The sequence below is a fragment of the Mucilaginibacter sp. L3T2-6 genome (assembly GCF_030519355.1).
In the GTDB taxonomy this organism is placed as follows: Bacteria; Bacteroidota; Bacteroidia; order Sphingobacteriales; family Sphingobacteriaceae; genus Mucilaginibacter.
The window spans coordinates 1-25,370 of the sequence record NZ_JAUMKC010000037.1 but is presented as its reverse complement, the minus strand read 5'-3'; the positions used below and the strand labels follow the sequence as shown (position 1 = coordinate 25,370).

The 25,370-nt window shown below is 47.2% G+C and carries 31 protein-coding genes; 23 read left to right on the top strand and 8 right to left on the bottom strand.

Annotated elements, in window-relative coordinates:
- Positions 1-443 precede the first annotated feature (443 nt).
- The 6 genes from Q3W13_RS24825 (at position 444) to Q3W13_RS24800 (ending at position 7,177) form a co-directional block, all read left to right on the top strand.
- Positions 444-857: a hypothetical protein gene (locus Q3W13_RS24825; RefSeq protein ID WP_302868665.1), complete on the top strand. Its 414-nt coding sequence runs from the start codon at positions 444-446 to the stop codon at positions 855-857.
- 22 nt (positions 858-879) lie between these two features.
- Complete coding sequence (locus Q3W13_RS24820) at positions 880-1,125, top strand: hypothetical protein (RefSeq protein WP_302868663.1); 246 nt, start codon at positions 880-882, stop codon at positions 1,123-1,125.
- Positions 1,126-1,165: 40 nt separating this feature from the next.
- Positions 1,166-1,579 carry a hypothetical protein gene (locus Q3W13_RS24815; RefSeq protein WP_302868661.1) on the top strand — a complete coding sequence of 138 codons (414 nt, stop codon included), beginning with the start codon at positions 1,166-1,168 and terminating at the stop codon, positions 1,577-1,579.
- Positions 1,580-1,608: 29 nt separating this feature from the next.
- Positions 1,609-2,946, top strand: a complete 1,338-nt coding sequence (locus tag Q3W13_RS24810) for an OmpA family protein (RefSeq protein WP_302868659.1) — start codon at positions 1,609-1,611, stop codon at positions 2,944-2,946.
- A 20-nt stretch (positions 2,947-2,966) separates the two neighbouring features.
- Positions 2,967-3,548, top strand: a complete 582-nt coding sequence (locus tag Q3W13_RS24805) for a hypothetical protein (RefSeq protein ID WP_302868657.1) — start codon at positions 2,967-2,969, stop codon at positions 3,546-3,548.
- Between the two features lie 440 nt (positions 3,549-3,988).
- Positions 3,989-7,177 (top strand): chemotaxis protein CheB, encoded by a 3,189-nt coding sequence (locus tag Q3W13_RS24800; protein ID WP_302868656.1) that lies wholly within the window; start codon positions 3,989-3,991, stop codon positions 7,175-7,177.
- On the opposite strand, the gene Q3W13_RS24795 is transcribed toward Q3W13_RS24800, so the two are convergent.
- From Q3W13_RS24795 to Q3W13_RS24775, 5 genes are all read right to left on the bottom strand, one after another.
- Positions 7,174-8,292: a sensor histidine kinase gene (locus Q3W13_RS24795; RefSeq protein ID WP_302868654.1), complete on the bottom strand. Its 1,119-nt coding sequence runs from the start codon at positions 8,290-8,292 to the stop codon at positions 7,174-7,176. The two genes, Q3W13_RS24800 and Q3W13_RS24795, sit on opposite strands and share 4 nt — an antisense overlap.
- An 81-nt stretch (positions 8,293-8,373) precedes the next feature.
- Positions 8,374-8,598, bottom strand: coding sequence for a hypothetical protein (locus Q3W13_RS24790; RefSeq protein ID WP_302868653.1), 225 nt, complete (start codon positions 8,596-8,598; stop codon positions 8,374-8,376).
- Between the two features lie 74 nt (positions 8,599-8,672).
- A complete protein-coding gene (locus Q3W13_RS24785; RefSeq protein WP_302868651.1) occupies positions 8,673-8,915 on the bottom strand; it encodes an RNA polymerase sigma factor in 243 nt (80 codons plus the stop codon).
- 1 nt (position 8,916) lies between these two features.
- Positions 8,917-9,192, bottom strand: a complete 276-nt coding sequence (locus Q3W13_RS24780) for a hypothetical protein (RefSeq protein WP_302868649.1) — start codon at positions 9,190-9,192, stop codon at positions 8,917-8,919.
- 94 nt (positions 9,193-9,286) lie between these two features.
- The gene (locus tag Q3W13_RS24775) at positions 9,287-9,934 is read right to left on the bottom strand and encodes a response regulator transcription factor (RefSeq protein WP_302868648.1); all 648 of its coding nucleotides are present in this window, start codon (positions 9,932-9,934) and stop codon (positions 9,287-9,289) included.
- A 184-nt stretch (positions 9,935-10,118) separates the two neighbouring features.
- Between Q3W13_RS24775 and Q3W13_RS24770 the strand changes: the two genes are divergently transcribed.
- The 5 genes from Q3W13_RS24770 to Q3W13_RS24750 all read left to right on the top strand — a co-directional run bounded on the left by Q3W13_RS24770 (position 10,119) and on the right by Q3W13_RS24750 (position 13,445).
- Complete coding sequence (locus Q3W13_RS24770) at positions 10,119-11,153, top strand: fatty acid desaturase (RefSeq protein WP_302868647.1); 1,035 nt, start codon at positions 10,119-10,121, stop codon at positions 11,151-11,153.
- A complete protein-coding gene (locus Q3W13_RS24765) occupies positions 11,134-11,655 on the top strand; it encodes a DUF892 family protein (protein ID WP_302868646.1) in 522 nt (173 codons plus the stop codon). The genes Q3W13_RS24770 and Q3W13_RS24765 overlap by 20 nt, the downstream gene beginning before the upstream one ends.
- 2 nt (positions 11,656-11,657) lie before the next feature.
- Positions 11,658-12,044, top strand: coding sequence for a single-stranded DNA-binding protein (locus Q3W13_RS24760; protein WP_302868645.1), 387 nt, complete (start codon positions 11,658-11,660; stop codon positions 12,042-12,044).
- A gap of 506 nt (positions 12,045-12,550) precedes the next feature.
- Positions 12,551-12,913: a PleD family two-component system response regulator gene (locus tag Q3W13_RS24755; protein ID WP_302868644.1), complete on the top strand. Its 363-nt coding sequence runs from the start codon at positions 12,551-12,553 to the stop codon at positions 12,911-12,913.
- 19 nt (positions 12,914-12,932) lie between these two features.
- Complete coding sequence (locus tag Q3W13_RS24750; protein WP_302868642.1) at positions 12,933-13,445, top strand: DUF892 family protein; 513 nt, start codon at positions 12,933-12,935, stop codon at positions 13,443-13,445.
- Positions 13,446-13,483: 38 nt separating this feature from the next.
- Here the strand turns inward: Q3W13_RS24750 and Q3W13_RS24745 are convergent, their stop codons facing one another.
- A complete protein-coding gene (locus tag Q3W13_RS24745; protein ID WP_302868639.1) occupies positions 13,484-13,621 on the bottom strand; it encodes a hypothetical protein in 138 nt (45 codons plus the stop codon).
- A 335-nt stretch (positions 13,622-13,956) separates the two neighbouring features.
- On the opposite strand from Q3W13_RS24745, the gene Q3W13_RS24740 reads away from it, so the two are divergent.
- The 7 genes from Q3W13_RS24740 (at position 13,957) to Q3W13_RS24715 (ending at position 18,848) form a co-directional block, all read left to right on the top strand.
- Positions 13,957-15,057 (top strand): acetate/propionate family kinase, encoded by a 1,101-nt coding sequence (locus Q3W13_RS24740; protein WP_302868637.1) that lies wholly within the window; start codon positions 13,957-13,959, stop codon positions 15,055-15,057.
- Between the two features lie 6 nt (positions 15,058-15,063).
- Positions 15,064-17,460: a phosphoketolase gene (locus Q3W13_RS24735; RefSeq protein WP_302868635.1), complete on the top strand. Its 2,397-nt coding sequence runs from the start codon at positions 15,064-15,066 to the stop codon at positions 17,458-17,460.
- A gap of 21 nt (positions 17,461-17,481) precedes the next feature.
- Positions 17,482-17,727 (top strand): DUF2630 family protein, encoded by a 246-nt coding sequence (locus Q3W13_RS24730; protein WP_302868634.1) that lies wholly within the window; start codon positions 17,482-17,484, stop codon positions 17,725-17,727.
- A 313-nt stretch (positions 17,728-18,040) separates the two neighbouring features.
- Positions 18,041-18,226, top strand: a complete 186-nt coding sequence (locus Q3W13_RS24725; protein ID WP_302868631.1) for a YtxH domain-containing protein — start codon at positions 18,041-18,043, stop codon at positions 18,224-18,226.
- A gap of 3 nt (positions 18,227-18,229) precedes the next feature.
- Entirely contained in the window at positions 18,230-18,418 is a 189-nt protein-coding gene (locus Q3W13_RS24720; RefSeq protein WP_302868629.1) for a hypothetical protein, read from the top strand.
- Positions 18,328-18,588, top strand: a complete 261-nt coding sequence (locus tag Q3W13_RS25265) for a DUF2383 domain-containing protein (RefSeq protein ID WP_368077639.1) — start codon at positions 18,328-18,330, stop codon at positions 18,586-18,588. Before Q3W13_RS24720 ends, Q3W13_RS25265 begins: the two co-directional genes overlap by 91 nt.
- Positions 18,589-18,716: 128 nt before the next feature.
- Positions 18,717-18,848, top strand: a complete 132-nt coding sequence (locus Q3W13_RS24715) for a hypothetical protein (protein ID WP_302868628.1) — start codon at positions 18,717-18,719, stop codon at positions 18,846-18,848.
- Between the two features lie 76 nt (positions 18,849-18,924).
- On the opposite strand, the gene Q3W13_RS24710 is transcribed toward Q3W13_RS24715, so the two are convergent.
- Positions 18,925-19,287: a response regulator transcription factor gene (locus Q3W13_RS24710; protein ID WP_302868627.1), complete on the bottom strand. Its 363-nt coding sequence runs from the start codon at positions 19,285-19,287 to the stop codon at positions 18,925-18,927.
- Between the two features lie 105 nt (positions 19,288-19,392).
- On the opposite strand from Q3W13_RS24710, the gene Q3W13_RS24705 reads away from it, so the two are divergent.
- The 3 genes from Q3W13_RS24705 to Q3W13_RS24695 all read left to right on the top strand — a co-directional run bounded on the left by Q3W13_RS24705 (position 19,393) and on the right by Q3W13_RS24695 (position 22,119).
- On the top strand, positions 19,393-20,601 hold the full coding sequence (locus Q3W13_RS24705) for a GAF domain-containing sensor histidine kinase (protein WP_302868626.1): 1,209 nt from the start codon (positions 19,393-19,395) through the stop codon (positions 20,599-20,601).
- Positions 20,602-20,799: 198 nt separating this feature from the next.
- Complete coding sequence (locus Q3W13_RS24700) at positions 20,800-21,039, top strand: hypothetical protein (protein WP_302868625.1); 240 nt, start codon at positions 20,800-20,802, stop codon at positions 21,037-21,039.
- A 3-nt stretch (positions 21,040-21,042) separates the two neighbouring features.
- Positions 21,043-22,119, top strand: coding sequence for a DUF748 domain-containing protein (locus tag Q3W13_RS24695; protein ID WP_302868624.1), 1,077 nt, complete (start codon positions 21,043-21,045; stop codon positions 22,117-22,119).
- Between the two features lie 373 nt (positions 22,120-22,492).
- Here the strand turns inward: Q3W13_RS24695 and Q3W13_RS24690 are convergent, their stop codons facing one another.
- Positions 22,493-22,687, bottom strand: coding sequence for a cold-shock protein (locus Q3W13_RS24690; RefSeq protein ID WP_302868623.1), 195 nt, complete (start codon positions 22,685-22,687; stop codon positions 22,493-22,495).
- Positions 22,688-22,815: 128 nt separating this feature from the next.
- On the opposite strand from Q3W13_RS24690, the gene tal reads away from it, so the two are divergent.
- Positions 22,816-23,922: a transaldolase gene (gene tal, locus Q3W13_RS24685; RefSeq protein WP_302868621.1), complete on the top strand. Its 1,107-nt coding sequence runs from the start codon at positions 22,816-22,818 to the stop codon at positions 23,920-23,922.
- Positions 23,923-24,744: 822 nt separating this feature from the next.
- Positions 24,745-25,370 (top strand): phage integrase SAM-like domain and Arm DNA-binding domain-containing protein (locus Q3W13_RS24680; RefSeq protein WP_302868619.1); only part of this gene is annotated, 626 nt, incomplete at its 3' end.

The window sequence follows — 25,370 nt, the reverse complement described above, 5'->3', positions numbered from 1 at the left end:
GTATACCACATTCCCACACCCCACAATAACAAGCTTTTTATTAATGATTTCACTCTGCTAATCTAAAGGGCCTTGACGTTTATCCGGCTAAGCGCTTTTGGTTGCTTACATGGTGGTTAAGGGGCGGTGTGTTTTTTAGTACAGAAGAGCAAATTACTTAAATTAAAAAATGCGAACATCTTACGCGGTTAATGAATTGCTTCAGAAAATCCATTTCGTGGCGGCTTTATGTTGGCACCAACAATAGTAGGATTCTTATACTGTTAAGCAATTTGCAATAATATCATTTTAAAATCGCGTATTTGACTCTGATAACGTGGTTGTTTTCACCCATATAGTATTTATACCACTACTTAACTTTACCAAAAATTAAAGTATTATATTTTAGATAAATAAATATATAATAAAAGTTAAAGTTTAATAAGGATTGATATTGGCTCACTATGAACCATTCAAATGGGTCGAGAGGCTGCCTGATTAAACAAAAAATACAAAATCTTGACATTATTGTAGAAAGCATGGGAGCTAAACCGCCAATCATTGAGCAATTAAAGGAGTATGTGGAAACTATCGGCAGACGCTTAAAATATCAGGCGATCGATGAGTCCAGTGGCATCATTGCAGAAATGGTGATCGCCCTAATTATGATAGTTTTGATCTTAATCACATTTATTTTATTCAATATCACCTTGGCGCTGATCTTCGGGCACTGGTTAGGGTCCACATGGAAAGGATTTGTGGTTATAACCGCATTCTATGCTTTGTCTGTCGTATTAGCCAGATTACTTCGAGAGAGTCTTCAAGACCAATTAATTCGGCTATTTATCAAAAAAGTATTCTCAAAAATTAAATCATAATTAATCAAAACAATCTACCAAAATGGATCAGAACAATCAGCATAGCGAAGGCCCGGTGGCTACAGCTATAGAACAACAAACAGCAAAAATCCCTTCAGATTTCTTCTTATGGGCAGCAATGGCTTCCATGGGAGCCTCTTTAACGCTAAAGGTCATGGGACAGAAGCACACCGCTTTATTTATCGGACAATGGGCTGCCCCGTTTCTATTATTTGGCGTCTACAATAAGCTGGTAAAACTGGAAGGCCACGATAAAAATGATAAATAATAAAAAATGGGAACTGGGACATGCTTGAAAAATAAATGATATGAAAGGTGAAATAATTTTGAATACCAGGAAACTTCAGGCGGAGGTCGACCGCCTAAGAACACTGGAAGCCGCACAAAAGGTATCGCTTGCCGCTCATTTCAGTAGTCCATCTGCAATTTTTATAACGGCAAGAAATGTCTTTACGAAACAAAGGGTAAATGGTTCGCAAACTGGAATAAAAAGACCGGATTTGCTGACCATTTTATTTTGTTTCGTTTTACCGGTTGTGCTCAATCGAACCATTTTCAGGCGTGCCAATTTCTTTGTAAAAGGGCTGAATTTTTTAATGGCGAAAAAGGCTTCAAGGATGGTTACACTAAGCAACCTGGCACAATTGCTAAAAAGTGGTAAAAATATGATTATCAGAATATTTTTAAAATATAGCACGGCCCATCTGCGTGTAAACAACTAAATAAACAAAAATTAAAAATTTCAACTATTATGAATTTAACATTTACGAGACTGTTGCTAATGATTGCCATGATGGGATCAGCAAATACACTCTTTGCACAGCACCCTATGAAGGATGCCGACAGCACACACCGTTTTCAAAAGAAAAGTTTCAGAACATTTTCTATCGGCTTAAATGCCGGGATGCTCACAACCTATACACCCTTCAATGGCCCCAATAATGGCGATTACCGTACACCTGAAGAGAAATTGGGTTTTGGAGGTTACATTAAACAGCAAATATTGCCTGGCTTCGGATTACAGGCAGATTTCCTGGCAGGAAAAGTTAATGCCTTTCGCGCAAATTCGCTAGCTACAGGCAGTGATGCTCAACAAAACAGCAGTTTCGAGAGCCGTATTGATTGGTCCGCTTCACTAAGTGGAAATTTTACGGTTGCCAATTTAAGTCTTAATCAAAAACATAGTCTTTTATCCCCTTATCTTACAGCAGGTGCGGGATACATGTCTTCCAGCGCGAGTGTAAGAAATACTCCTGCCGGAGCCAGCACCCCTTATGAACGGAACTGGTTCGTCCCGGTAGGGGCAGGATTTAAGATCGGTTTGTCGCAGGTGGTTAACCTTGACTTTGGATACAGCGTGTACTTTATGAAAACCAATAATTTTGATGGTGTCAGGGGCGGAATGAACGATAGGTTTTCATATGCCCATGGAGGTTTAGAAATCGCATTAGGTAAAAAGCACGCCCCGCAACTACAAAACTATAGCGCGATTGCAGCGTTGCGGGAACAAACTGCGGCAGAGAGTGCAGATCTGCGAACCGAGCTTTCAGCTTCTGAACAAGCTAGGCTTGCCATGCAATCACAATATAATATAGACTTGAGCGATGATGACCAGGATGGCGTAGCCAACAAATTTGATAAATGCCCCGGATCGCCGGCAGGTACTACAGTTGATGGATCTGGGTGCCCGTTAAAAGTACAAGCCCCAGTGGAAACCACTAAAGTAGTGGTTGTTACGGATGAAGACCGTAAAGTAGTAGGTGAGGCAATCAAAAATCTGGAGTTCGATTTGGGCAAGGCGACCATTAAGTCGAAATCATACCAAACATTGAACCGCGTTGCCAACCTACTGATGCAAAAAAACTTTAGCTTAAAGCTTGCGGGCCACACGGATAATACCGGTTCAGCTGAATTAAATTTACGCCTGTCAAAAGATCGTGCAGAAGCTGTCAAAGCTTACCTGGTTTCGCAAGGCGCAAATGCTTCACGAATAGAAGCTACCGGTTACGGTGAAGACCAGCCGATAGCAACTAACAAAACCGCAGCCGGCCGTCAGCAAAACCGCAGAGTTGAATTCTCATTATTATAATCCCCATAAAAGTCATCACTATGAAAAAGTTTATTACCATCGCGATAGCAGCGATTTGTTGTGTCGGTTTTCATGCCAGTGCACAAATTCAGGAAGGAAATGTCATGGTCGGCGGGAACTTAGCTAACCTCAACCTCGGCTTAAATACCCCTAAAGTATTCAGTCTCGATATAACACCTAAAGCAGCCTGGTTTGTAGCCGATAATGTTGCATTTGGTGGTTATGTAAACCTGGGCATCCAAACAGCGCAGGGTTCCAGTACAACAACCACCTATGGTGTTGGCGCGTTAGGGCGCTATTATACCGGCAAGGACGTCGAGGTATTGCGGCACGGCAGACTTTATGGGGAGGCAACCCTTGGCATCGGCGGCACTAACGTAAGCAATGGCGGCGGCAACACCAATGGTCTTGATTTTAGCTTCGGGCCGGGTTTTGCGTATTTTATTACGCCCAGTATAGGACTCGAAACACTACTAAAATACAACGGTCTTGGCGGGTTCGGAGACCAGGGCTATCAAAGTAAGCTTAACTTATCTTTCGGTTTTCAGATATACCTGCCTGGGAAAGCCACTACAAAAAAAATAAAGAGTGACCTTAAGTAATTAATGTAGGAAACAAGCACCGGGCAATCCTCCCGGTGCTCTATTAAAATAGAGGTTTTAAGATATCAAAAAAACGAAAAGAACAACAGATCAAGGTTCCAGAATTTTTAAGATGTCTTTCGGTGCATTGTTGGTGGGCGTGACCATCTCATGAGCGTTTCGACAACCTTAATGAACTATTCCATTAAAATCTGCTGAACGCACGGTGAATTAATCATTTTAATAGTAAGCAAATAAATATTTTGCATAACATGTGTCTTTCTGATCACTGTCTTAACTAGGGAACCATTTATCCCGATAGCCGGTATTTTTCACAGGGCCTGTAATAATACGTTGGCAAACTTAAATAACTACTCCATTGTTATTTATTCGAAACAATTAACAACGAATAGTCTATATTTGGTCTGGCCCGCTCTTTCATTTAATCACGCCGCCAGACTATGCTGAAATCTAAACCGAACTATATCATAGCGATTGGCGCATCCGCAGGCGGCCTGGACGAGATTAATCTGTTTTTTGACCATACTCCGCTGGACGGTGTTTCCTATGTGATCGTGCAGCATTTATCGGCCGAGTTTAAGAGCCGGATGGTCGAATTGCTATCCCGGCACAGCAAGCTGGTTGTCAAAGAAGCGCAGAACAGCACGACCGTCTACAGTAATGAGGTTTACCTCATCCCGAACGATAAATTCATGACCATCAGGGAAGGACGTTTACACCTGACCGAGAAGGAAAAAGTTGCGGGTCCTCATCTGACGATCAATTCTTTCTTCAACTCATTGGCGGCCGATGCCGGTGGAAAGGCCATTGCAGTGGTGCTTTCAGGGCTGGGTTCGGATGGCACAGAAGGCATCAGGTCCATCAAAAAGGCTGGGGGCATGGTCATCGCACGGAACCCCGAAACCAGCGCATTTCCCAGTATGCCTTCTAACGCCATTGCCACCGGCATGGTCGATTTTATCCTGGAACCGGAACTGATGCCGGATGCCATCGAGGATTATGTCAAACACGAAGAAGAACTGCTGGCCGGTTCAAAAGATGATGAAGCGCTGATCACCGCGATCACCAACCTGATCAAAGAAAAATCCCCGCTGGATTTTACCGACTATAAAAAAACGACCATACTGCGCCGGACCAAAAGACGTGCGGCTTACAGCAATTGCGGCACGCTGAAGAAATACCTGGAGCTGCTCAAAGAAAACCCGCAGGAACTGGAGGCGCTGGCCAAGGATTTTCTGATCAGCGTTACTTCCTTTTTCCGGGATAAAGAAGCCTTTCATTATATCGGCGATACAATTTTTCCAGCGCTCTTGGCAAAACACCTACCCGGTGAAGAGCTCAAACTGTGGGTAGCCGGCTGCGCTACGGGAGAAGAAGTTTATTCGCTGGCTATCCTGCTTTGCGAGCAGCTGGAAAACGGCTACAAGGACATCGTCATAAAAATATTCGCGACCGATATCGACAGTGAGGCCCTGGCCCATGCCGGCCGTGCGGTTTACGGTAAAGAGATCGAAAAAGATGTTTCGCCCGATCGGTTGGAAAAATGCTTCACTAAAGAAGGCGATCACTATAAGATCAAACCGGATATCCGGAGGATGGTGATCTTTGCCCAGCATGACCTGGTCAAGAATCCGCCTTACTGCAACATGGATTTTGTGAGCTGCCGGAACCTGCTTATTTACATGACGCCGGTCCTGCAGAAAAAGATCTTCAATATCCTGCTCTTCGGTCTGAAGCTGGGCGGCTATTTGTTCTTAGGATCCAGCGAAAACCCTACGCCAATCATGGAGGAACTGGAGGTGATCAATAAAAAATGGCGCATCTACAAGAATATAAAAACCCGGAGAGCCGTCAGTTTCGAAGCTTTCAACTTACCCGAACTCCTAGAGGTGAAAAGAAGCACCGCCCAAACCCGTGAACTGATCGCTAAGAACATCACCAACAGCCTGGCAGAAACGATGAACACCGAGATTGCCAGCGCACTGGGTTATGTGGCGGTCTGCGTGGATGAACATCACCAGGTCATCAAATTCTATGGTCATACCTCGCGGTATTTGCTTCAGGAAAACTTTAATACTGACCTGTCGGCATTGCTGCCGAAGTCGCTGGCGATCGCTTATCATACTCTCATCGCGGAAGCTGGCCAAACCGGTCATCCTGTCAAAGTCAATGGCATCGCTGTTAGTCATAACCAGGCGCAGATGAACGTCGATCTTTCTGTCAGTCCGGTCAGGATACGAGATGGCGACCCTGCTTTGTTCTTGGTCGTTTTTACAGAGAGCAGTGCTGTCGTGGAAGAATCGGCTGTTTTTGACGAAAAGATCTACCACGACCGTTATACTCAAAACCTGGAACTGGAGGTCAGGGAACTAAAGGCAAAGCTGAGCTCCGCTTATGAACTTTTGGATGCGTCCAACGAGAATATGCAGTCCTTTAACGAGGAACTGATCTCGGCTAACGAGGAGATGCAAAGTACCAATGAGGAGATGCAGTCGGTCAACGAAGAGCTGCATACGATCAATGCCGACTATCAGTTGAAGAACAAAGAGTTGATGGAGCTTAATGACAACCTGAATAACTATTTCCGGAGCAATATAAACGGGCAGTTATTTGTGGATAGTGAACTTCTGCTGATGAAGTTCTCCCCTGGTAGCTTAAAACTCATCAACCTGCTGGAAACCGATATCGGGCGGCCGTTAAGCAATATTTCTACCAATATCAAGCTGGATACCATTATACCAGATATCCGGCAGGTTATTGCCGAAGGCGCCATCTTGAGCAAGGAGATCGAAGCCACTAATGGTCGGTGGTATCAGGTCATGACCATGCCCTATATTCAGCAGGCAGATAACCAGGTCAACGGGGCCATCATTACCTTCAACGATGTTACCGAACTCAAAAAAGCGCTACAGGAAGTCGATAAGAAAAATGCCAGCCTGATGCGCATCAATGCCGACCTGGATAATTTCGCGCATGCCACCTCGCATGATCTCTTAGGTCCCTTGAATAATATCGAATTAAGTATCGGCACCATCAACCGCAGGGTGACCGACCCGGAAATGCAGCGTTTCTTAACCATCATCAATTCTTCGGTTAAAAAGTTCAGTACCATGATCAAAGAGATCGGTACGGTGGCTAAGATCGAAAACGACCGGCTGGCCAGTGAAATGATCGATCTGGATGAATTGATCAACAACATTGAGTGGAGCCTGGAAAATAAGATCGAGATCACCGGCGCGGCGCTGACCCGGGATTTTGCGGTCCTGGAAATACATTTTTCCAAAAAGAACTTAAGAAGCATCCTTTATAACCTGATATCCAATGCGATCAAATTCAGGTCCGAACTGCCGCCGGTGATCACGCTCCGAACTTTTATGGACGAGGGCGAGATCGTGCTGACCGTGGAAGATAACGGCAAGGGCATTCCCGCATCCGGGCTGCAAAAGATCTTCGATCTTTACGGCAGGCTGGAAACGGAAGTGGAAGGCAGCGGTATCGGATTGTACCTGGCCCGGAAGATGATCAATGCCGCGGGGGGCAGCATGGCTGTCGAAAGCGAAATAGGCAAAGGCAGTAAATTCACCCTGCGTTTTAAAAATGGCGAGGAACTAAATGAAGCTGTTGGTTAAATGTGAATGTAGGGGATTAAAATGCTAACCTCGCTGTCCTGACCGCTGTTTGATTCGAGCTTGAAAGTGCCGTTTAGCAGGTTGATCTTATTTTGGATCGTTTTCAGGCCGATCCCGTCATTTTTACTTTTCTTATTGAAACCGATCCCGTTATCACTAACGATGATGCTGACGTTTTTCTTATTGACGTGGATGTTTACGGCGGCTTTTGAAGCGCGGGCGTGCTTGATAATATTCATGACCAGTTCCTGGGTGATACGGTAGATCGCGAGTTCCATCTGCTGGTCGATCCCATTGATCAGGCCGGTAAAGTTGCAGTGGATGACCAAGCTGTGGCTAAATTGCCGGCAGAGATCTTCGATCGCTTCGGTAAGGCCGTATTCTTCCAAGATGGCCGGGGTCAGTTCGTGGGAAATGCGCCGTGTTTCCTTAATGGCTGCATCGAGCAGTTTATCGGTATGATCCGTGATATACTCGATCTGCGCCAGCAACTGCTCGATATTTAAATTCTCCTTATTATAATCCTGCAGCAAACTCATTTTTACGCCGTACAAAAGCTGGCCGACACCATTGTGCAGGCTTTCGGCGATACGCTTTCTTTCGATCTCCTGGATGTTCAGCGTCGCCCAGTAGATTTTTTGATTTTGGCTGATGACCATTTGCACCCGCTCTTCCTCCGCTTTTTTCCGGCTGCTGATATCCAGGTTCGTTGCGACCAGCCCGTCGTTCAGTTTGACGAACATACAGGAAAACCACTTATTAAACCCTTCATGCGGGTAAAAATATTCCATTTGCTCTGGAACCCCGGTTTCCATGACTTTGAGCATGAGTGTAAAGATACCCGCTTCCCGGATGCCCGGGTACTCCTGGGCATAAAGCTTACCCACCAGGTCAGTGCGCCCGGTTTCACGTTCCAGCTCTTTATTGACGATCCTGATCACAAAATCTTCGATCTGTCCCTGTTCATCACGCTTAGCCTGCAGCACGGACATGCCGATTAGGCTGGTGTCAAAAACAGACTGTAAGAGACCTTCGGATTCCTGCAGATAGGCATTGATATTACTGGAATCTCGCATCTTTATGTCGTCATCTTGCTGGCTGTTATTTTTACGCATGGATTAAACTGTTAAGATTAAAGCGTTCGTCCGGCGAATAGTTTTGTAAGTTACGATATTAAATCAATCCTGAGCTGGTAATTAATATTTGCCTGCCGGGGACAGCGTGGATAATTCGTTGCCAATGACCGTGATCAATTCTGGAGGGATTGCCTTTGGCTCGATAGTCCATACCCCGTCCAACTGGTATATATAGACATTCCGGTTTTGCGGGATGAGCACCACCCAGCCGGGATACGGCGCATTTTTGATATAATGGACAAACAGTTTCAGCACTTCGCCGGAACTGGGTTCTCTAACTTGCATAGGGATCATATTTGTAGGATAATTTACTTTAAATAAAGGTGCTCTCTGGCCAGCTGCCGCGCAGTCATCATCGCTCAGGTAAAAAACGATTCATCCCGTATGGGGAAAGTCTCAACGGACCGATAGATCTGCAGAAATGTTTGTTCTAAAATTTCCTCGGCTTCTTCCTGGATCGGCAGGATGCGAAAGATCGCTAAGAATAATGCCCTTGCGTAAGCATCATAGATCATCGTCATACCAGCCCTGCTTTTTATCCGAACCAACTGCACCAAATCTGCATCGGAAAACATGGCGGCTTTGAATACCGTGCTGCCCATATTATTGAATTAACGCACTGGTGAGCAGGCGGCATTGCTCGGTAAGCTTTATTGTGCTTAGTTCCACCAAAATAATCGCGTCTGGTAAAGTGATAGCCTGTTCGAATGCACCGATCACATAGGCCACGGTAGCTCTCGCGGACAAAGGTACCTGCCTGACGGGTGTCAGGACAACACCCGTGCACTCATCTGGCAGTAAAATAGTTCTGGATAAAAAATGGGTATAGCCGCATTGCAGCAGCATCGCGATCAGACCGGGTGTGAGTTCTTGGTGCATGAGTCCTGTTTAAGGTTCAAAAATAGCCACCTGAACTTACCCTCGAAACGTAGGAATACCCCGGACGGGCAGGTTAAATACTCTAAATTCAACATTAAATAATACCATGCAACATTGCAAAGCGGATCAGCGCCACGGTATTGCGTGAGCCCGTTTTATCGATCAGCTGCTGCCGGTGATTTTCGATGGTCCGCTTGCTGGTAAACAATTTGTCGGCGATCTCTTGGTTGGTGAACCCTTCAGCCACCAGGCTAAGGATCTCAATATCCCGGCTGGTAAACTCCAGGTCGTAATTTTCTTTTACGGTAACCAGGTCCGGTATAGCGAGCAGGCGGTTAACCAGCCGGGTGGTGATCTCCTCACAGATATACTGGTTATACTTTTGAATGTGCTTAACTGCGAAGATCAGCTCGTCCGGACTGCTGTTTTTCAGCAGGTAACCATTCGCGCCGGCCTTTAATGCTTTCAGGATGACCTTTTCATGATCCAGCGCGCTCAGAATGATCACCTTAACCTTAGGGTGCTTTGCTTTGACCTGCGCGGTCAGCTCCAAACCGCCAACTTCGGGCATATTCAGATCTGCAATGATCATATCCACTCCGGTGCCGCTTAACAGCAGGTCAAGTGCTTCCTGCCCGTTTGCGGCTTCACTGACCACCTCGAACCTCGGCTCTTTTTCCAACATCGCTCTCAGGCCGCCGCGCACCATATGGTGGTCATCGGCTAACATTATTTTGATCATGCACTCGCAGTAAAAATTTAGTAAGGAACTAAACTACAATAACAAAGCCAGAAAATAACAGCCTGCCGGTAATCATCAGTTAAACAGAGTATAAATTTTCCTGGGCGGCATGGGTTTACCCCCCGGATGTATAAATACCGCCGGGTACCTTTGACCATCTTGTTATTCATCTCAACATTTGCCGATGCCATTTTTAGACCATGTATTACAGCCGCCCGCCTATGGCTGGAAAGATCCTTCCGGCGCTTTGAGTCGGCCCACTTCCGCGCAGATCGCGGGAGAGTTCTTCACCAGGCTGAATATATTCCGCAGCCGCAAGAACTGGCTGCCGTTTTTCAGCTGGCTGAAGGTGTTGTTCCTCGTGCCTTTTTTTGTCCTGTTCCTGTTCAACTTCCTGCATTGGTGGACCTTTCTGGCCGCCTTTGTTTACGGCATGATCATTATGGGGACGCACGGCACCATCTGGCACCATCGTTATTGCACGCACGGGGCGTTCCGTTTCCGTAACCGGTTCTGGCGGTTCATCACTCAGAATCTGACCATCAATGTTATACCGGAAGAGATCTACGTAATATCCCATCATGTACACCACGCCAAATCGGATCAGCCAGGCGACCCTTATAACGCGCAGGCTGGTTTTCTTTATTGCTTTTTAGCAGACGTTAACCATCAGCCTATCGCCAAAGACCTGGCTGCGGAAGATTATAACCGGGTCAAACAGCTAATGAAACATACAGGGGTCAAGGCCAATACCTTTGTGCAATACCAGCGCTGGGGTTCTTACGCTCATCCCGGACGAGCCATGCTTTCCTGGCTGCTCAACTGGTCTTTCTGGTACCTGGTTTTTTACCTGATCGGCGGTCATGCGTTGGCCTGTAGCCTGTTCGGAGCGGCCGGAATCTGGGCAGTCGGGGTCCGTACTTTTAATTATGATGGTCATGCCAAAGGCCAGGACCGGCAGCGGGAAGACATAGATTATAATCATCATGACCGTTCGGTCAACCAGCTCTGGCCCGGTCTGGTCGCCGGGGAATGGCACAATAACCATCACCTGTATCCAAAAAGCGCGCGCAGCGGCTTTAAGCCTTATCAACTGGACCTGGCCTGGTGTTTTATCTGGACGATGCGCCAAATCGGCGTGGTTACGCATTACCGGGACTATAAAAAGCAATTCTGTAAACGATATCTAAACCCTTCTGATGAACAAGCAAAGCCATAAACGCCGTCCAACTGCGCTACACCTGAACCCAGAACAACTCAGGGGCTTTTTCCTGGCGCACCTGAACCGCATACGTTGCGCTAAATCGCATTTGTATGAAAGGCTGCCGGAGCTGGAAGAACAAGCCGATTTCAAAGACCTGAAACAGGCCATTTCCGAAACCTGGGAAGCTATCGGCAGGCAGATCGCGCGTATGGATGAAATCTATGTCTTACTGGAAGAAGAACCTCCAAAAGCCTATGCCGATGAATTGGTGGAGTTTTTAGAAAACGGTTTTTCGGCGATTTTTCAGGATAGGGCCACCGTCAAATTAAGAGACCTTTCCATAATCTTTTATTTGTCGCTGATCGAAAGCATTGAACTTGTGTCTTTTCAGATCCTGCATATGGCGGCCGTTGATTTCCCGGGCAAACAGATCAGGCAATTATTACAGAAGAATTTCGATGAGTCAAAAGCCGACCGCGTATTGTTCCTCCAGATCACTGCAGTTTACATTAATTAATTATGTCAGGAATCAATAAAGTCATCTTAGTAGGACACCTTGGCAAGGACCCGGATCTGCGCCGCCTGGCGGATGAGGTCGCTGTTCTCAGTTTTCCTTTCGCCACCAGTGAAACGGTCAGTAAGGACGGCAAAAAAGTAGAATTAACAGAGTGGCATAATATTGTCATGTGGCGCGGCCTGGCCGAAAATGCTGCCAGATTGCTTAAAAAAGGCAGCCTTGTTTACTTGGAAGGAAAGACCCGCACGCGCTCTTTCAGTGACAAGGATGGGATCAAAAAATACACCACTGAGATCGTGGTCGAGCATTTTACGCTTTTGGGCAGGAAAAGCGATTTCGAGGAGATCACGACCGAAACCCTGCAGCCGCCTTTTGATGTTGGTAGATAGACCGCATGATATATTTACTGCGGTCCGTTAAAGGAATGCCGGCCCAAAACTGGTGCTGTCGGTGCGCTGCAAGCGTCGTCAGCGAAGCCCCACTGCGAGACCAGGGACAGGGTTAGAGTGCAGACCAGGGTCAATGCTAAACGTGCGGTCTTATTAAAATAATCCAGGAAACCGGACCGCCTGCCCGTGGTATTGCCAGGCCAGCAGGCATACACTGCAGCCGGTCAGCCGAAGGGTGATATGCGAAAAGAAATACCGGCGCCTTGAAAATCCAGAACGGCGGAGGGAAGCCACTAAAAGCACGACGTTTGCAAGGAACAGGGCAGCTGCGGTAAGGGTCAGGGCGTATAACATGAGCTAATCTTTTTACAAACTAATTATCTTTATATTTATAAAGTGTATACAGAATAGGTGAGTGATCGACCGTCACGGCCTTTTATAGTGTCAAATTACTTAAATCCAAATCTTGGACGGCTTTTTGATGCGCAGTAATTTAAAAATAAATCATGGCAAAACGCGTGCTCGTGATCGATGATGATGAAGACATCCTCGAGATATTGAATATCATCTTTCAGGAGAACGGTTACGACATCGTTTTGTCCAATACCGGGGAAGCTGCGGAGCACCTTCAGATCATTCAGCCCGACTTGGTTTTACTAGATGTGCGGATAGTCGGTTCAGTCAAAGACGGCACGCAAATCTGCAAAGAGATCAAAGCCCAGCAGGAAACACGTCATTTGCCCGTGATGTTAGTCTCCTCAGAATCCGACCTCAGCATAATTGCCCGGGAATGCGGTGCCGATGCTTACCTGCCCAAACCCTTTGACATTTTTGAATTGCTTGCGCAGGTAAAAGAATACCTATCTTAGCTGCGTAAAGCATGACCCGATGAGTGAGCAAACCGGTAAATCCATTAATCTGGGTTCCGAAAAGTTAAAACTGTTTTTTGTTAATCACCTGAACCGCATTTATTATGCGAAGGCCCATTTGGTACAGTGGCTGCCCAAGTTACAGGACGAAGTACACTTTAGCGATCTGCGTCACGCCATCCGCGAGACGGTCGAGGACGTGGAAAAACAGATCGCCCGGATGGAAGTGATCTATGAACTGCTGGACGCAGAAATCTCCAGGGGTAGCATTAACGGGCTGACCGGGTTGGTGGATGATGCCTTCGAAGCGATCCGGGAACAGGCCGGCGAAGCCGAACTGCGCGATATGTCCATTATTTTTTACCTGCAAAATATTGAAAGCGTAGAAATGGCTTCCTTCCAGGTATTGCAAATGGCCGCCGTCAAGCTCAAAAACAAGCAGGTCTCACAGCTTCTCAAAGAAAACTACGATGAGGCCAAAGCCGACCGAACGCTGTTACTGCTGATCGCGGCCAAATATATCACCAAGTAAAATCGAGGCTTATCGTTTACCTGACCGCCTAAGGCAGCTTAGCTAGCTTTTTCTTCAAGAAAGCCGTTCAGGTGTTCTTCCAGTAAACCGGTGTTGTAGTCGGATCCGGCAGCCAGCACCGTTACTTTCAGTTCGTCATCCGTTACCGTGATATTCAGGGCGGGGCCTTCGATCACTTCCGGGAAGGAAATGTTGATCTCATCGAATACATGCGCGATTCAATGGCCAGGTTGGAGCTTAATTTTTCGTTGATATAATCCGCAAATTTGGTTTTTAACAAGTCAAACAGCTTTTCTGCGCTGAGTGGTTTTAAATTTTTGATGGTTGCCATAGGCCTGTACAAGCAATGGATGGTGATTAAGTTTCAGTTGTTGACAACTATAGTTGCCCCACAGGCAAACTTAATCCGTTTTGAATGCTTGTTCATTCAAGATACCACCCCACTACCTTTTCCCCACTACTACGGCCCGGGGAAAGGACCACTACCCAAACGCCCTTAAACAGTAACATAATGCCGGCAACCGGAAACGTTGTATTAGCCATTAATGCCGGTTCCTCCAGCGTTAAATTCGCGCTTTACCAGCTCGTTGAGCAGGAAGAAACTTTACTTTTTTCCGGTAGTTCGGCAGCTATCCCCGCCCATGAAGAACTGGCGGACTGGCTCAAAAAGCAGCCGGGGATCGAACAGCTCACCGTTATCGGGCACCGCGTGGTGCATGGAATGAATCATATCCAACCTGAAACCATAACACCAGCTTTAGTAGCAGAACTCAAGACCTATATACCTTACGATCCGGAGCATTTACCCGCTGAGATCAGGCTGATCGAGTTGTTCTTAGCAAGCTTTCCCCATATCCGGCAGGTCGCCTGTTTCGACACGATGTTCCACCAGACCATGCCGGCGATGGCCACCATAATGGCTATCCCGGAAAAATATCGTCAAAAGGGTGTACGCCGCTATGGCTTCCACGGCTTGTCCTATCAATATCTAACGGAATACTTGGCGACCAATGATAGCACGCATGAAAATGTGGTGATCGCGCACCTGGGTAGCGGGGCCAGCGTGGCCGCCATTCAAAACGGAAAGAGCATCGATACCAGCATGGGTTTTACACCGGGTGCCGGCCTGGTCATGAGCACGCGCTGCGGTGATCTGGATCCGGGCGTAGCCGCTTACCTCTTCCGTCAGGTCGAATCAGATAGTAAACAATTCAACCACCTGGTCAACCATAAATCTGGTCTGCTGGCGGTTTCAGGAACGAGTTCCGATATGAAGGAACTTGTAAAGGTCCGCGAGGAAGATAACCGGGCAGCTGAGGCGATCAACTTGTTTTGTTACCAGGTCAGCAAATATATCGGCGCTTACGCCGCGGCTATGGGCGGTATCGATACGCTGGTCTTTTCCGGCGGCATCGGCGAACATTTGCCGGAGGTCCGCGGGCAGATCTGCCGTAAGCTGGGCTTCCTGGGCATTGAACTGGACAGCCGTCAGAATTTAACCAATGCCGAAAATATTTCAACCGGCAAGACCCGTGTCTATGTGATACCCACCAACGAAGCCTTAATGATGGCCCGCTTAATTACGCGGGTAATACCCAATGATATTAAATAAAAAGATATGGAAACTGTATTGATCAACCCCGAACAAGATACCCTGACGGATGAGCTTTTGCAAAAAATAGATGCTTACTGGCGCGCGGCTAATTACCTGTCCGTCGGCCAGCTTTACCTGCGACATAATCCCCTGCTCAAAGAACCGCTGCTACTGGAGCATGTCAAAGCCATGCTGCTGGGTCACTGGGGAACTACGCCCGGGCAGAACTTTATTTATACCCACCTGAACCGGGTCATCAAGCGCTTTGACCTGGACATGATCTATATCTCCGGCCCCGGACATGGCGGGCCCGCAGTAGTCGCCTCCACTTATTTAGAGGGAACCTATACCGAAGTTTACCCGGATATTTCGCGGGATGAGGAAGGTTTGCGGAAACTGTTTACGCAGTTCTCCTATCCCGGTGGAATTTCCAGCCATGCTTCGCCGCAAACGCCGGGCTCCATCCATGAAGGCGGGGAACTTGGCTATTCATTAAGCCACGCCTTTGGCGCGGTGCTGGATAACCCGGAACTGATCGCGGCCTGCGTGGTGGGTGATGGTGAAGCGGAAACCGGCCCGCTGGCGACTGCCTGGCATTCCAATAAATTCCTGAACCCATTGACTGATGGTGTGGTGCTGCCTATCCTGCATTTGAATGGCTATAAGATATCTAACCCCACCGTTCTGGCGCGGATCAGCCACGAAGAGCTCGAACAGCTATTTATGGGTTATGGCTGGACGCCTTATTTTGTCGAAGGCGATGACCCGATGCTCATGCACGAAGCCATGGCTAGCACGCTCGAAAAGGTCATTACCCAAATTCACCAGATCAAAGGGGATGCCATGGCAAACGGTGTAACCGAGCGGCCGCGCTGGCCGATGATCGTGCTGCGCTCGCCCAAAGGCTGGACCGGGCCTAAGGAAGTGGACGGTTATAAAATCGAGGGAAATTTTCGCGCGCACCAGATCCCGCTGGCGGTATCGGCTTCCGCGCCGCCGGAACACCTCCAATTGCTGGAAGATTGGATGAAAAGCTACCGCCCGGAAGAGCTCTTTGACGAAAACGGCAACTTACATAGCGAACTCCAGGAACTCGCCCCACAGGGCCTACGCCGCATGGGTGCCAACCCGCATGCAAACGGCGGGCAATTGCTCCAGCAACTGCATTTGCCGAACTTCCGGGCTTATGCGACGGAAGTAGCCGCGCCCGGTTGTGCGGGTGAAGGTGACACCTATGTTTCGGGCCGCTTTCTGCGCGATATTATTAAAGCCAACGATAAACAACGCAACTTCCGGATCTTTGGGCCGGACGAAACCGTTTCCAACCGCTTTGACATCGTATTTGAAGCCACCAATCGGCAATGGGAAGGACCTATCGTTGCCAATGATGAATTCCAGGCTACCGAAGGACGCGTCATGGAAATGCTCAGCGAGCACCAGTGCGAGGGCTGGCTGGAAGGCTACCTGCTTACCGGCAGGCACGGCTTATTCAATTGCTATGAAGCCTTTATCCATATCGTCGATTCGATGTTTAACCAGCACGCCAAATGGTTAAAAGCCAGTTCGGAATTACCCTGGAAACGAAATATCGCTTCGTTAAATATCCTGCTGACCTCGACCGTCTGGCGTCAGGATCACAATGGCTTTACCCATCAGGACCCCGGCTTTATCGATCATGTGGTGAATAAGAAGGCAACCATCGTCCGGGTTTACCTGCCGCCTGATGCCAATTGTTTGTTATCGGTAATGGACCATTGTTTGCGCAGTGTGCAGTACGTCAATGTGATCGTCGCAGGTAAACATCCCGCACCGCAATGGCTTACGATGGAACAGGCTGTCGATCATTGTACCCGTGGAATCGGTATCTGGGATTTCGCCAGCAATGACCAGGAAGCGGAGCCGGATGTAGTGATGGCCTGCAGCGGCGACGTACCAACGCTGGAAACTTTGGCGGCGGTATCTATCTTACGGGAACACTTGCCGGAAATTAAGATCAGGGTGATCAACGTGGTCGACTTGTTCAAACTACAAAAAAGCACCGAACATAGTCACGGTTTAACGGATAACGCTTATAACGAATTATTCACGACCGATAAACCGGTGATCTTCGCCTTTCATGGTTATCCCTGGCTGGTGCACCGCCTGACCTACAACCGGGCCAATAATGACCGTATGCATGTGCGGGGCTATAAGGAAGAAGGAACGATCACCACCTCGTTTGACATGACTGTGCTGAACGAAATGGACCGGTTTCATCTCGTAATGGATGTGATCGACCGTTTGCCCCAAAAGGGTAGCAAGGGCGTCCACTTAAAACAGCAATTGCTGGACAAGCTGATCGAACACAGGCATTACATCGGCGCGAACGGAAAAGATATGCCGGAGATATTGGAATGGCAATGGACAAATGAAAAAAACTAGAAAACAGCTAAACTTAAAAAGATGGAACAAAATACCAAAGATCAGTCTGTACTGGCATATATTAAACAGCTGACCGAAAAGGAAGAAGAGATGTACGGCAACCCAGATTTAAATGATGCGGATATCAAAGCGCTGCATACCGTCCAATCCGAACTGGATCAGTACTGGGACCTGCTGCGCCAGCGCCGTGCATTCCGGGATGCCGGGGAAGATCCTGAACGGGCGAAAATGCGCTCCAGCGAAACCATCGAAAACTACAAGGAATAACGACGTTATATCCGCGTGAAGATCGCGATTTATAATATCAACGGTATTAACTGCCGGCTGCCCAACCTGCTGCGCTGGCTGGAAGAAGTGGAGCCGATGTAGTGTGTCTGCAGGAATTGAAATGCACCGACCAAGCTTTCCTCGAAAAGGTATTCATTTCCTGCTCAACGAACAAGTAGCATCCCAATTAATCACCGGTGCGGTCGATGCCGGCGTAAGCGGCTGGCCGCACCGCAGCGACCATGCGCCGTTCTGGATTGAAGTCGCCGATTAGATGGCACCATCCTTGTTAACCTTACCTCAAAACATAACCATGGGAACGATCAAAACTTTTCTTTTAGGCGTTGGCACCGCTTACGCTGTTTATTATATCACCAAAAAAAGACGGGATGGCACATCCATATTAGATGACCTGCTTGACAATCCTTCTTTATTTATGAACAAAGCAAAGGATTATGCCATTGCAGAAGCCATACATACGGTCAAGGATAAAATTTAATTAATGAAACCCTATCAATCTTCTGCAGAGGCCACGGATAATCCCGAACTGAAAGCCTTTTCAGCAAATTCTCCGGCAAGCGGATCGTTTACGCGGCAGAGCTGGAAAAATATATTATCGTACATGGCGGCGAAGCCGTTTATGAAGATGGCGGACTATTGGGCGGTTTGCACCGCACCTGGATCAATATAAAGCAGGCATTCAGGAGCAAAAAAGACAAAGGGATCTTGACGGCGATTACCGATGGCGAAAGAGCAGCCGTTGCCAAGTACGATGAATATATCGCGGATTACAGCCCGGTATTCCTTAAAATTCCCGGTCACAAAAACATAATAAACGGAATGCGGCTATTACTGTACTAACCGTCACAAGGGGCATCGGCTTTGGGCAGCTATTTAACCATAGCTGTTTTATGCACCTTTATTTTTTAAGCCGCATAGCGCACTTTCCCTCATGATCTTTCCCGACGCTTTAGCCCATCTGGATGGGAATGCCGGATAAGTTATTCACTTACACAGCCGATGGCCAGCTGGAGCTGGAAACCGGCGAGGCGGAACAAGTCATCGAGTTTCTCAGCGATATCCGCACCAATCCCGGCTTATGGATCAACCTTGATAAATAATTTCAGGTTTTTTTACTCCCTTTGCCGCCAACCACACGGATTCCGTATTTGACGAATTACTGTGCTAAAAACGGGGCTATGTCAATTGCGCGTTAACTTTATTTAGTAATACATCCAGATCAAACGGTTTGGCTAAAAAATCATTAGGCGCGCCCTGCTGGTGCAGCGACTGCGCCAGGTCATGGGTACCCGAGATCAGGATCACCGGAATATGCCCGGTCAGTACATTCGCTTTTAAAGCCCTGCAAATCAGTCGTCCATCCATTTCCGCCAGCATGACATCCATCAATACCAGATCGGGTTGAAAGTCGCCGATCACCGCGAATACCGCTTCACCGTTAGCCTGTGTCTCCACTTCAAAACCGCTGTCCACCAGCAGGTAAGACACAATATCTAAAATTCCCTGGTCATCATCCAGTAGGAGTATTCTCTTGCCCATCTATCATCGCTTAGACCAAGTGCTCTGCGAATACGGTGCCAGTAATCGCGCTTGTTGCTTAGCCGTGACGCTTACCATTTATTAAAGCGTACCTTTGCCGCCTGGATGGGAAGAGAAAAGGAGCTGCCGATACCGGAGAATGAAGTGGAAAGGCTGATCGCCCTCCAATCTTATGATATCATCGACAGTGGTGAAGAAAAAGATTTTGATGCCATCGCATCCATCGCTTCCGCCATCTGCGGGACACCCATCTCTCTGATCACCTTTATCGATGACAAGCGCCAGTGGTTCAAATCTCATGTAGGCACGGACCTCACCGAGAATTTCCGTGACCTTTCCTTTTGTACCTATGCGATTGCCGGTACCGATGAGATCATGATCGTGCCGGACGCCCTGCAGGACGAACGCTTTGCCAATAACCCAGTCGTGACGGATGCAAACGTTACTTTCTATGCAGGTGTACCGCTCGTCAACGAAGACGGCTATGCTTTGGGCACACTCTGTGTACTCGACCAGCAGCCGCACGATTTCAGCGAAGCGCAGATCGATGCCTTAAAGGCTCTAGCTAAACAGGTGGTTGATAAGATCGAGTTGCAGCGCAAAGTATTGCTACTGGAGAAAACCAACCAGGAATTGCTTAATGCCAATGTGCTCATCCAGAAGTTCGCCTCAATGGCCGCTCATGATATCAAAAACCCGTTAAGCAGTATCAACCTGACCTCGCAGGCCCTGCGTACCAGGCAGGAGATCACGCAGCATGAAAGCTGCCTGCGCCTAGTGAACATGAACATTTCCGCCGCTGATAATTTGCTGGTGCTCGTGGATGAGATGATGGCTTATTCCAAAAACCCGGCCCTCTTACTCGAAAAGCGGCAGGAGTTTAACCTGAACACGCTAATCGCTAAAGTCGTTAGTTTACTGACCGTGCCGGATAGTATTCAAATTGAATGGCCCGCGGAAAAGCACCAGCTGTATTTCTCCATAATAGCGATGGAGCAGATCCTAATCAACCTGCTGAGCAATGCGATCCGCTATAATGATAAGTCGGAAGGGCGGATACAGGTTCGTTTTTCCGAAGATCAGCATTACTACCAATTGGAAATTCAGGACAACGGCCGGGGCATACCGGCAGCATACCACGACCAGATATTTGCCAATAACGTCACACTCCAAGTGAAAGACCGGTTTAACAATCAGGGTTCGGGTATAGGCCTGGCCACGGTCAAAGATCTGCTTTATCTGCTGGGCAGCACGATCACCGTACAATCATTACCCGGCGAAGGGGCAACGTTTACCGTCAGGTTAAAAAAATAGCAATTAAATGCGGCGCAGGCTGAGCTAAGTACTTGACCCGTCTCCGTTCCACAACCAAAAATTTCTCGTATTCACCTAACGTATCGCCGTACAGCGGTAAGGCCGATGCAATCTGTACATTCATTAGCTAAAACAATTATCTTTTTATAATTCGTAACTAAACGGGCCGGCACTTGTTGCCAAGTCAAATAACTACAGATGAAAAAATTATTTGGAAAAGAAGATCATACGGCTTTATGGATCGGCGCGGCCGTCGCAGGCGCACTGGCCGCCGCCGCAGGTATCTGGTTTTACCTTCGCGGTAAACGCGCAGCCGAGGCCGAAGCTTACCGTCATGAACATGCCCAGGATTACCTGAAGGGCAAGCAAAAGAAAAAAAAGAAGCACAAGACCGCTGTGGATGAACTGGAGGATATTGTTCATCATCCGCAAGCCTAAGTGATGGCTAAACAAACAAAAGATTCCGCCTGGGCGAAATTCCGGGCCGTAGCGATTGGCTGGAAGATCCTGGCAATCGTCATTCTGGCGCTGCTGATCTTTCGCCTTTTCCTGCCAGGCATCGTTAAAGGTTATGTAAACAATAAGCTCAACGGTTTACCCGGTTATCACGGCCAGGTGGAGGATATTGATATTGCCTTATCGCGAGGAGCTTATGTGATCAAGGGACTGGTGCTGGCGAAAAACACGGATCCGCCAAAGTCACCCTTCCTGGAGATCAAGCAAGCCGACCTGTCCATAGAGTGGGGAGCGCTATTACACGGCAAACTGGTAGGCGAAGCGGAACTGCGACAAGCCGGCTTTCATATCATTGCCGCGACCGAAGACCTGGCTAAGGAACCGTCACGGGCCAGCTGGGCTGCGACGATCGATGCGCTGATGCCGATGAAAGTCAACCGGCTGATCATGACCGATGGCCGGTTTTCGTACCTCGACGGCGCCACCGATCTGCATATCGATCATATGGATTTAACCGCGCTGAACCTGCGGAACGTCGCCTCTGCGCCAGGCGCTTTGCCATCTACCATCGCACTGACCGGTACCAGTATCGGTAATGGCCGGCTAGGGGCCGATATGAAAGCCAATGTGATCAAGGATATTCCGGACTTCAACCTGAATATGAGTTTAAAAGGTGCCGACCTCACGGCTTTGAACGGCTTTCTGAAAAAGCACCTGACCTTTGATATTGAAAGGGGCAGTATCGATTTCTACAGCGAGCTCAAAATGACCGATGGGCAGTTCAAGGGTTATGCCAAACCTTTCATTAATAACCTGAAAGTATTGAATGTCAAAAAGGATATTAAGAAAAAAGGCGGGGTACTGAACGTTGTCAAGAAAGCAGTGGTGGGGTTATTTGCCAAAGCGGTGGAAAACCCGAAAACCAAGAAAATCGCGACCAAAATTCCCATCGAAGGGAATATCAAAGATTTAAAAACGGATGGCTGGAAAACTTTCATCGGAGTGCTGCGCAACGCCTTTGTGAAAGCTTTCCGCCAGGGGATTGACGGGGAAGTGAATTAAACGTCCAGGATCATATTCCGCTGGCCGGAACTCATTCAGCGCAGCGTTAGCCATCGCTCATCTCGTGGCGCTTCCAGTCTTTACTTCATTTTGACCGCTGAACGGGAACGGGCCGCCGTCAAGGTTTAACAATTAATCAGGTTAAATTCAGCCGTGTACTTGGTACAACTTCGGCTTATGACAACTATTGCCGGGCTTAATGCAGGATTTGAACAAGCCCACCTTAATTAGAACAGGCGTGGCTTTTCCATTTTGTCGTCGTAAAATTGGGAAAGGGTCGGGTAATGGACGGAGCCAAAAATGGCGTAATGGTAAAAAAGAAAAGCACCTATCCGGAGACGGGTGCTTTTACGATAATTTTATAGCAGACCGACTAGATTACTTTAACATTGATCGCGTTAAGACCCTTACGGCCTTCTTCGGTATCGAATTGAACCTGATCGTTCTCACGAATCTCATCAATTAAACCGGTCGAGTGTACAAATATGTCACTCCTGTCATTAGTTTGTGAAATAAATCCAAAGCCTTTTTCGGCATTAAAAAATTTCACGGTTCCTTCTTTTTGCATTATATATATTTTGATAAGTCAGCAAGGTACGCATAATAATTGGCCTATTTACTTATTGTTAAAATATATAAATCTTCGGTTAAATGGAACAAGTGTCGCGCCCGCCTGTTACGGAGTAAAGTAACATCATGGCAGATAATAAGGTAAAAGAAATATATAACTACAGACAAAGTATCTGGCTGGATTTTATCGACCGCGCTATCATGCGTACCGGTAAATTAGAACGAATGATCGAGGACGACGGTTTGAGGGGGGTGACCTCCAATCCGGCTATCTTTGAAAAGGCATTTGCCTCCAGTGCAGATTATGACGAAGATATATCGGCCCGTGCGGATAGTGAACTCAGCGACGAACAATTGTTTTACGAGCTGGCCATCAGTGACATCCGAAAGGCTGCAGACCTGTTTTATGGGGTTTACAATGGCAAAGTTGTAGGTGCAGACGGATTTGTAAGCCTGGAAGTGTCGCCCGAACTGGCCCTGGAGACGGAAGACACCATCAGTCAGGCTTTGGATCTCTGGCAAAGGGTTGACCGGAAAAATGTAATGATCAAAATTCCGGGGACCAAACCTTGTTTGCCGGCGATCCGTAAGGCAATTGCTGCGGGTTTGAACGTCAACGTGACCTTACTTTTCGGATTGGAGCGTTACGAGGCGGTGACCGATGCCATTATCACTGGTCTGGAGGACCGCCTGGCTAAGGGTGAGCCGGTCAGCGGGATCGCTTCGGTTGCCAGCTTCTTTTTAAGCCGGATTGATATACTGGTTGATCCGATGTTGGAGGAGAAAGGACTTAAGGATTTGAAGGGGGAAACGGCCATTGCTTTAGCCAAAGAAGCTTATGCCATTTACAAACGGGTATTCAGCGGTGAACGCTGGCAACAGTTGGCTGATCAGGGAGCGAAACCGCAGCGTTTGCTTTGGGCCAGCACCGGTGTGAAAGATACTACAGTGAAAGACACGAAATACGTCGAAGCGCTGATCGGTCCGGACACGGTAAACACGGCGCCGCTGGATACGATCAATGCCTTTCGCGATCATGGCATCGTGAATCCGACTCTGGAAAGCGGTTTAGAAACCGCCGGTAATACATTACGCCAGGTGAAAAATGCCGGTATCGATCTGGAAGCTGTCAGCCAGCAACTGGAAACTGAAGGCATTCAGAAATTCAAGGAGCCGTATCAGAAAATGCTGCAGGCGATCGCGGCGAAACGGAAGAAAAAAAAAGAATTGTAAAAACTTAAAAAAAGTTATTATCCACGCAATACCAAAGCCGGACATATTCTGTAACACCTTGGCCAAACGCATGGTGGCATAGAGCTCACGAGTATTCGCATACTGGTAGATCACAGTTATGCAGAAACGGCTGGAGCTTGCCCATTATTTAAAAGCAGTTCGGTCATACCCCCAAGAGCGGGGCTGTTTAGTTCCTGCGGCTTTTTGAGCTTTCGTATTTGTTGTTGGCGATATCGATAATCTCAAAATCATCATGCAGTAGCCGTAATGTCGGGAGGTGTGACTTAGCTGCCACCTTGTGATTTACGGCAAAAAATCTAATTTAAAAAATAAAAATCAGTATATTTGTATACCAAGTTCATTGACTATCACTTACGAGTAAACAGTCTACAAAAGCCACCAAACTAAAGCACAATATATGTGCCCTATACGGTGCCCGATTTTGTTTCAGTCTGATATAACACATTGATTATCATAGATATAATCCGGTTTGGCATCATCCTGCCATCCCGACGATTAGACTACTAAAAGTCGGTAAAACCCCTTAAATCGTATGATTTAAGGGGTTTTTTATTTTTTTTCAACCCAAGTTATTCAAGTAAAACCAAAGAAAATGAGACCTATTCGGTTACCCATTTTTATTTCTTACGTTTGGGTCACCAACAGCATTGTAACATACTGATAGCCAATTAATTGATTGATTTATTTTGACTGTTTTTGATGCGTTTTAATACGTGTTTTTAACCAAGTTGGTGACCCTTTTTCAAAGGGCGTATCAAATCCAGTCAATCAATGCTTTTGTAAATTTTTAATTGAATAGCTATGAGTACTACAAACAACACCTTCGGCGTTGCTTTTTACCTTAAAAAGCAAAAGACCAACCAAGCGGGAAAATCCCCCCTTTACGCCCGTATCACCGTAAACGGCAAGCGGATTGAAATTTCCGTTAAACGTTCCATTGAGGAAAGTAATTGGAACCCTGTTAAGGGAATGGCAAAGGGTAGCCGCGAAGAAATTACTAAACTCAATAAATACCTTGACCAATTTAAGGCAGGTATTGTAGAGAGCTACCAACAGCTTTTATTACAAAAGAAGTTTATTACTGCAGAACTTTTAAAGGAAAAAGTTACCGGGGAAGATCAGGCAGAGTTTACGCTCTGTAAGCTGATGGAGTATCACAATGCGGAGCAGGTTAAGGTATTGGAGCCAGGCACGATGAAAAATTACTATACCACCCAAAAGTATATTAAGGAGTTTATCAAAGAGCGGTTTAAGACAAGCGATAAATACCTGTCAGAGCTAAGCTATAAGTTTATTACAGACTTTGAGTATTACTTGCGTAACAGAACGCCGGAAAAAGGCCAAAAGCCACTAAATAACAACGGCCTGATGAAACATATCGAAAGATTTTGCAAGATGGTTAATCTTGCTGTTCGGTTGGAATGGAT

Excerpts from the sequence above, each read along its gene's own strand:
- Q3W13_RS24795 (WP_302868654.1), bottom strand. The coding sequence starts at position 8,292 with ATGCGTAAAAATAACAGCCAGCAAGATGACGACATAAAGATGCGAGAT.
- Q3W13_RS24785 (WP_302868651.1), bottom strand. The coding sequence starts at position 8,915 with ATGGGCAGCACGGTATTCAAAGCCGCCATGTTTTCCGATGCAGATTTG.
- Q3W13_RS24780 (WP_302868649.1), bottom strand. The coding sequence starts at position 9,192 with ATGCACCAAGAACTCACACCCGGTCTGATCGCGATGCTGCTGCAATGC.
- Q3W13_RS24735 (WP_302868635.1), top strand. The coding sequence starts at position 15,064 with ATGGAAACTGTATTGATCAACCCCGAACAAGATACCCTGACGGATGAG.
- Q3W13_RS24825 (WP_302868665.1), top strand. The coding sequence starts at position 444 with ATGAACCATTCAAATGGGTCGAGAGGCTGCCTGATTAAACAAAAAATA.
- Q3W13_RS24765 (WP_302868646.1), top strand. The coding sequence starts at position 11,134 with ATGAACAAGCAAAGCCATAAACGCCGTCCAACTGCGCTACACCTGAAC.
- Q3W13_RS24710 (WP_302868627.1), bottom strand. The coding sequence starts at position 19,287 with ATGGGCAAGAGAATACTCCTACTGGATGATGACCAGGGAATTTTAGAT.
- Q3W13_RS24730 (WP_302868634.1), top strand. The coding sequence starts at position 17,482 with ATGGAACAAAATACCAAAGATCAGTCTGTACTGGCATATATTAAACAG.
- Q3W13_RS24695 (WP_302868624.1), top strand. The coding sequence starts at position 21,043 with ATGGCTAAACAAACAAAAGATTCCGCCTGGGCGAAATTCCGGGCCGTA.
- Q3W13_RS24750 (WP_302868642.1), top strand. The coding sequence starts at position 12,933 with ATGAGTGAGCAAACCGGTAAATCCATTAATCTGGGTTCCGAAAAGTTA.
- Q3W13_RS24720 (WP_302868629.1), top strand. The coding sequence starts at position 18,230 with ATGAAACCCTATCAATCTTCTGCAGAGGCCACGGATAATCCCGAACTG.
- Q3W13_RS24740 (WP_302868637.1), top strand. The coding sequence starts at position 13,957 with ATGCCGGCAACCGGAAACGTTGTATTAGCCATTAATGCCGGTTCCTCC.
- Q3W13_RS24700 (WP_302868625.1), top strand. The coding sequence starts at position 20,800 with ATGAAAAAATTATTTGGAAAAGAAGATCATACGGCTTTATGGATCGGC.
- Q3W13_RS24815 (WP_302868661.1), top strand. The coding sequence starts at position 1,166 with ATGAAAGGTGAAATAATTTTGAATACCAGGAAACTTCAGGCGGAGGTC.
- tal (WP_302868621.1), top strand. The coding sequence starts at position 22,816 with ATGGCAGATAATAAGGTAAAAGAAATATATAACTACAGACAAAGTATC.
- Q3W13_RS24715 (WP_302868628.1), top strand. The coding sequence starts at position 18,717 with ATGCCGGATAAGTTATTCACTTACACAGCCGATGGCCAGCTGGAGCTG.
- Q3W13_RS24725 (WP_302868631.1), top strand. The coding sequence starts at position 18,041 with ATGGGAACGATCAAAACTTTTCTTTTAGGCGTTGGCACCGCTTACGCT.
- Q3W13_RS24770 (WP_302868647.1), top strand. The coding sequence starts at position 10,119 with ATGCCATTTTTAGACCATGTATTACAGCCGCCCGCCTATGGCTGGAAA.
- Q3W13_RS24805 (WP_302868657.1), top strand. The coding sequence starts at position 2,967 with ATGAAAAAGTTTATTACCATCGCGATAGCAGCGATTTGTTGTGTCGGT.
- Q3W13_RS24790 (WP_302868653.1), bottom strand. The coding sequence starts at position 8,598 with ATGCAAGTTAGAGAACCCAGTTCCGGCGAAGTGCTGAAACTGTTTGTC.
- Q3W13_RS24810 (WP_302868659.1), top strand. The coding sequence starts at position 1,609 with ATGAATTTAACATTTACGAGACTGTTGCTAATGATTGCCATGATGGGA.
- Q3W13_RS24755 (WP_302868644.1), top strand. The coding sequence starts at position 12,551 with ATGGCAAAACGCGTGCTCGTGATCGATGATGATGAAGACATCCTCGAG.
- Q3W13_RS24775 (WP_302868648.1), bottom strand. The coding sequence starts at position 9,934 with ATGATCAAAATAATGTTAGCCGATGACCACCATATGGTGCGCGGCGGC.
- Q3W13_RS24800 (WP_302868656.1), top strand. The coding sequence starts at position 3,989 with ATGCTGAAATCTAAACCGAACTATATCATAGCGATTGGCGCATCCGCA.
- Q3W13_RS24760 (WP_302868645.1), top strand. The coding sequence starts at position 11,658 with ATGTCAGGAATCAATAAAGTCATCTTAGTAGGACACCTTGGCAAGGAC.
- Q3W13_RS24705 (WP_302868626.1), top strand. The coding sequence starts at position 19,393 with ATGGGAAGAGAAAAGGAGCTGCCGATACCGGAGAATGAAGTGGAAAGG.
- Q3W13_RS24820 (WP_302868663.1), top strand. The coding sequence starts at position 880 with ATGGATCAGAACAATCAGCATAGCGAAGGCCCGGTGGCTACAGCTATA.
- Q3W13_RS24690 (WP_302868623.1), bottom strand. The coding sequence starts at position 22,687 with ATGCAAAAAGAAGGAACCGTGAAATTTTTTAATGCCGAAAAAGGCTTT.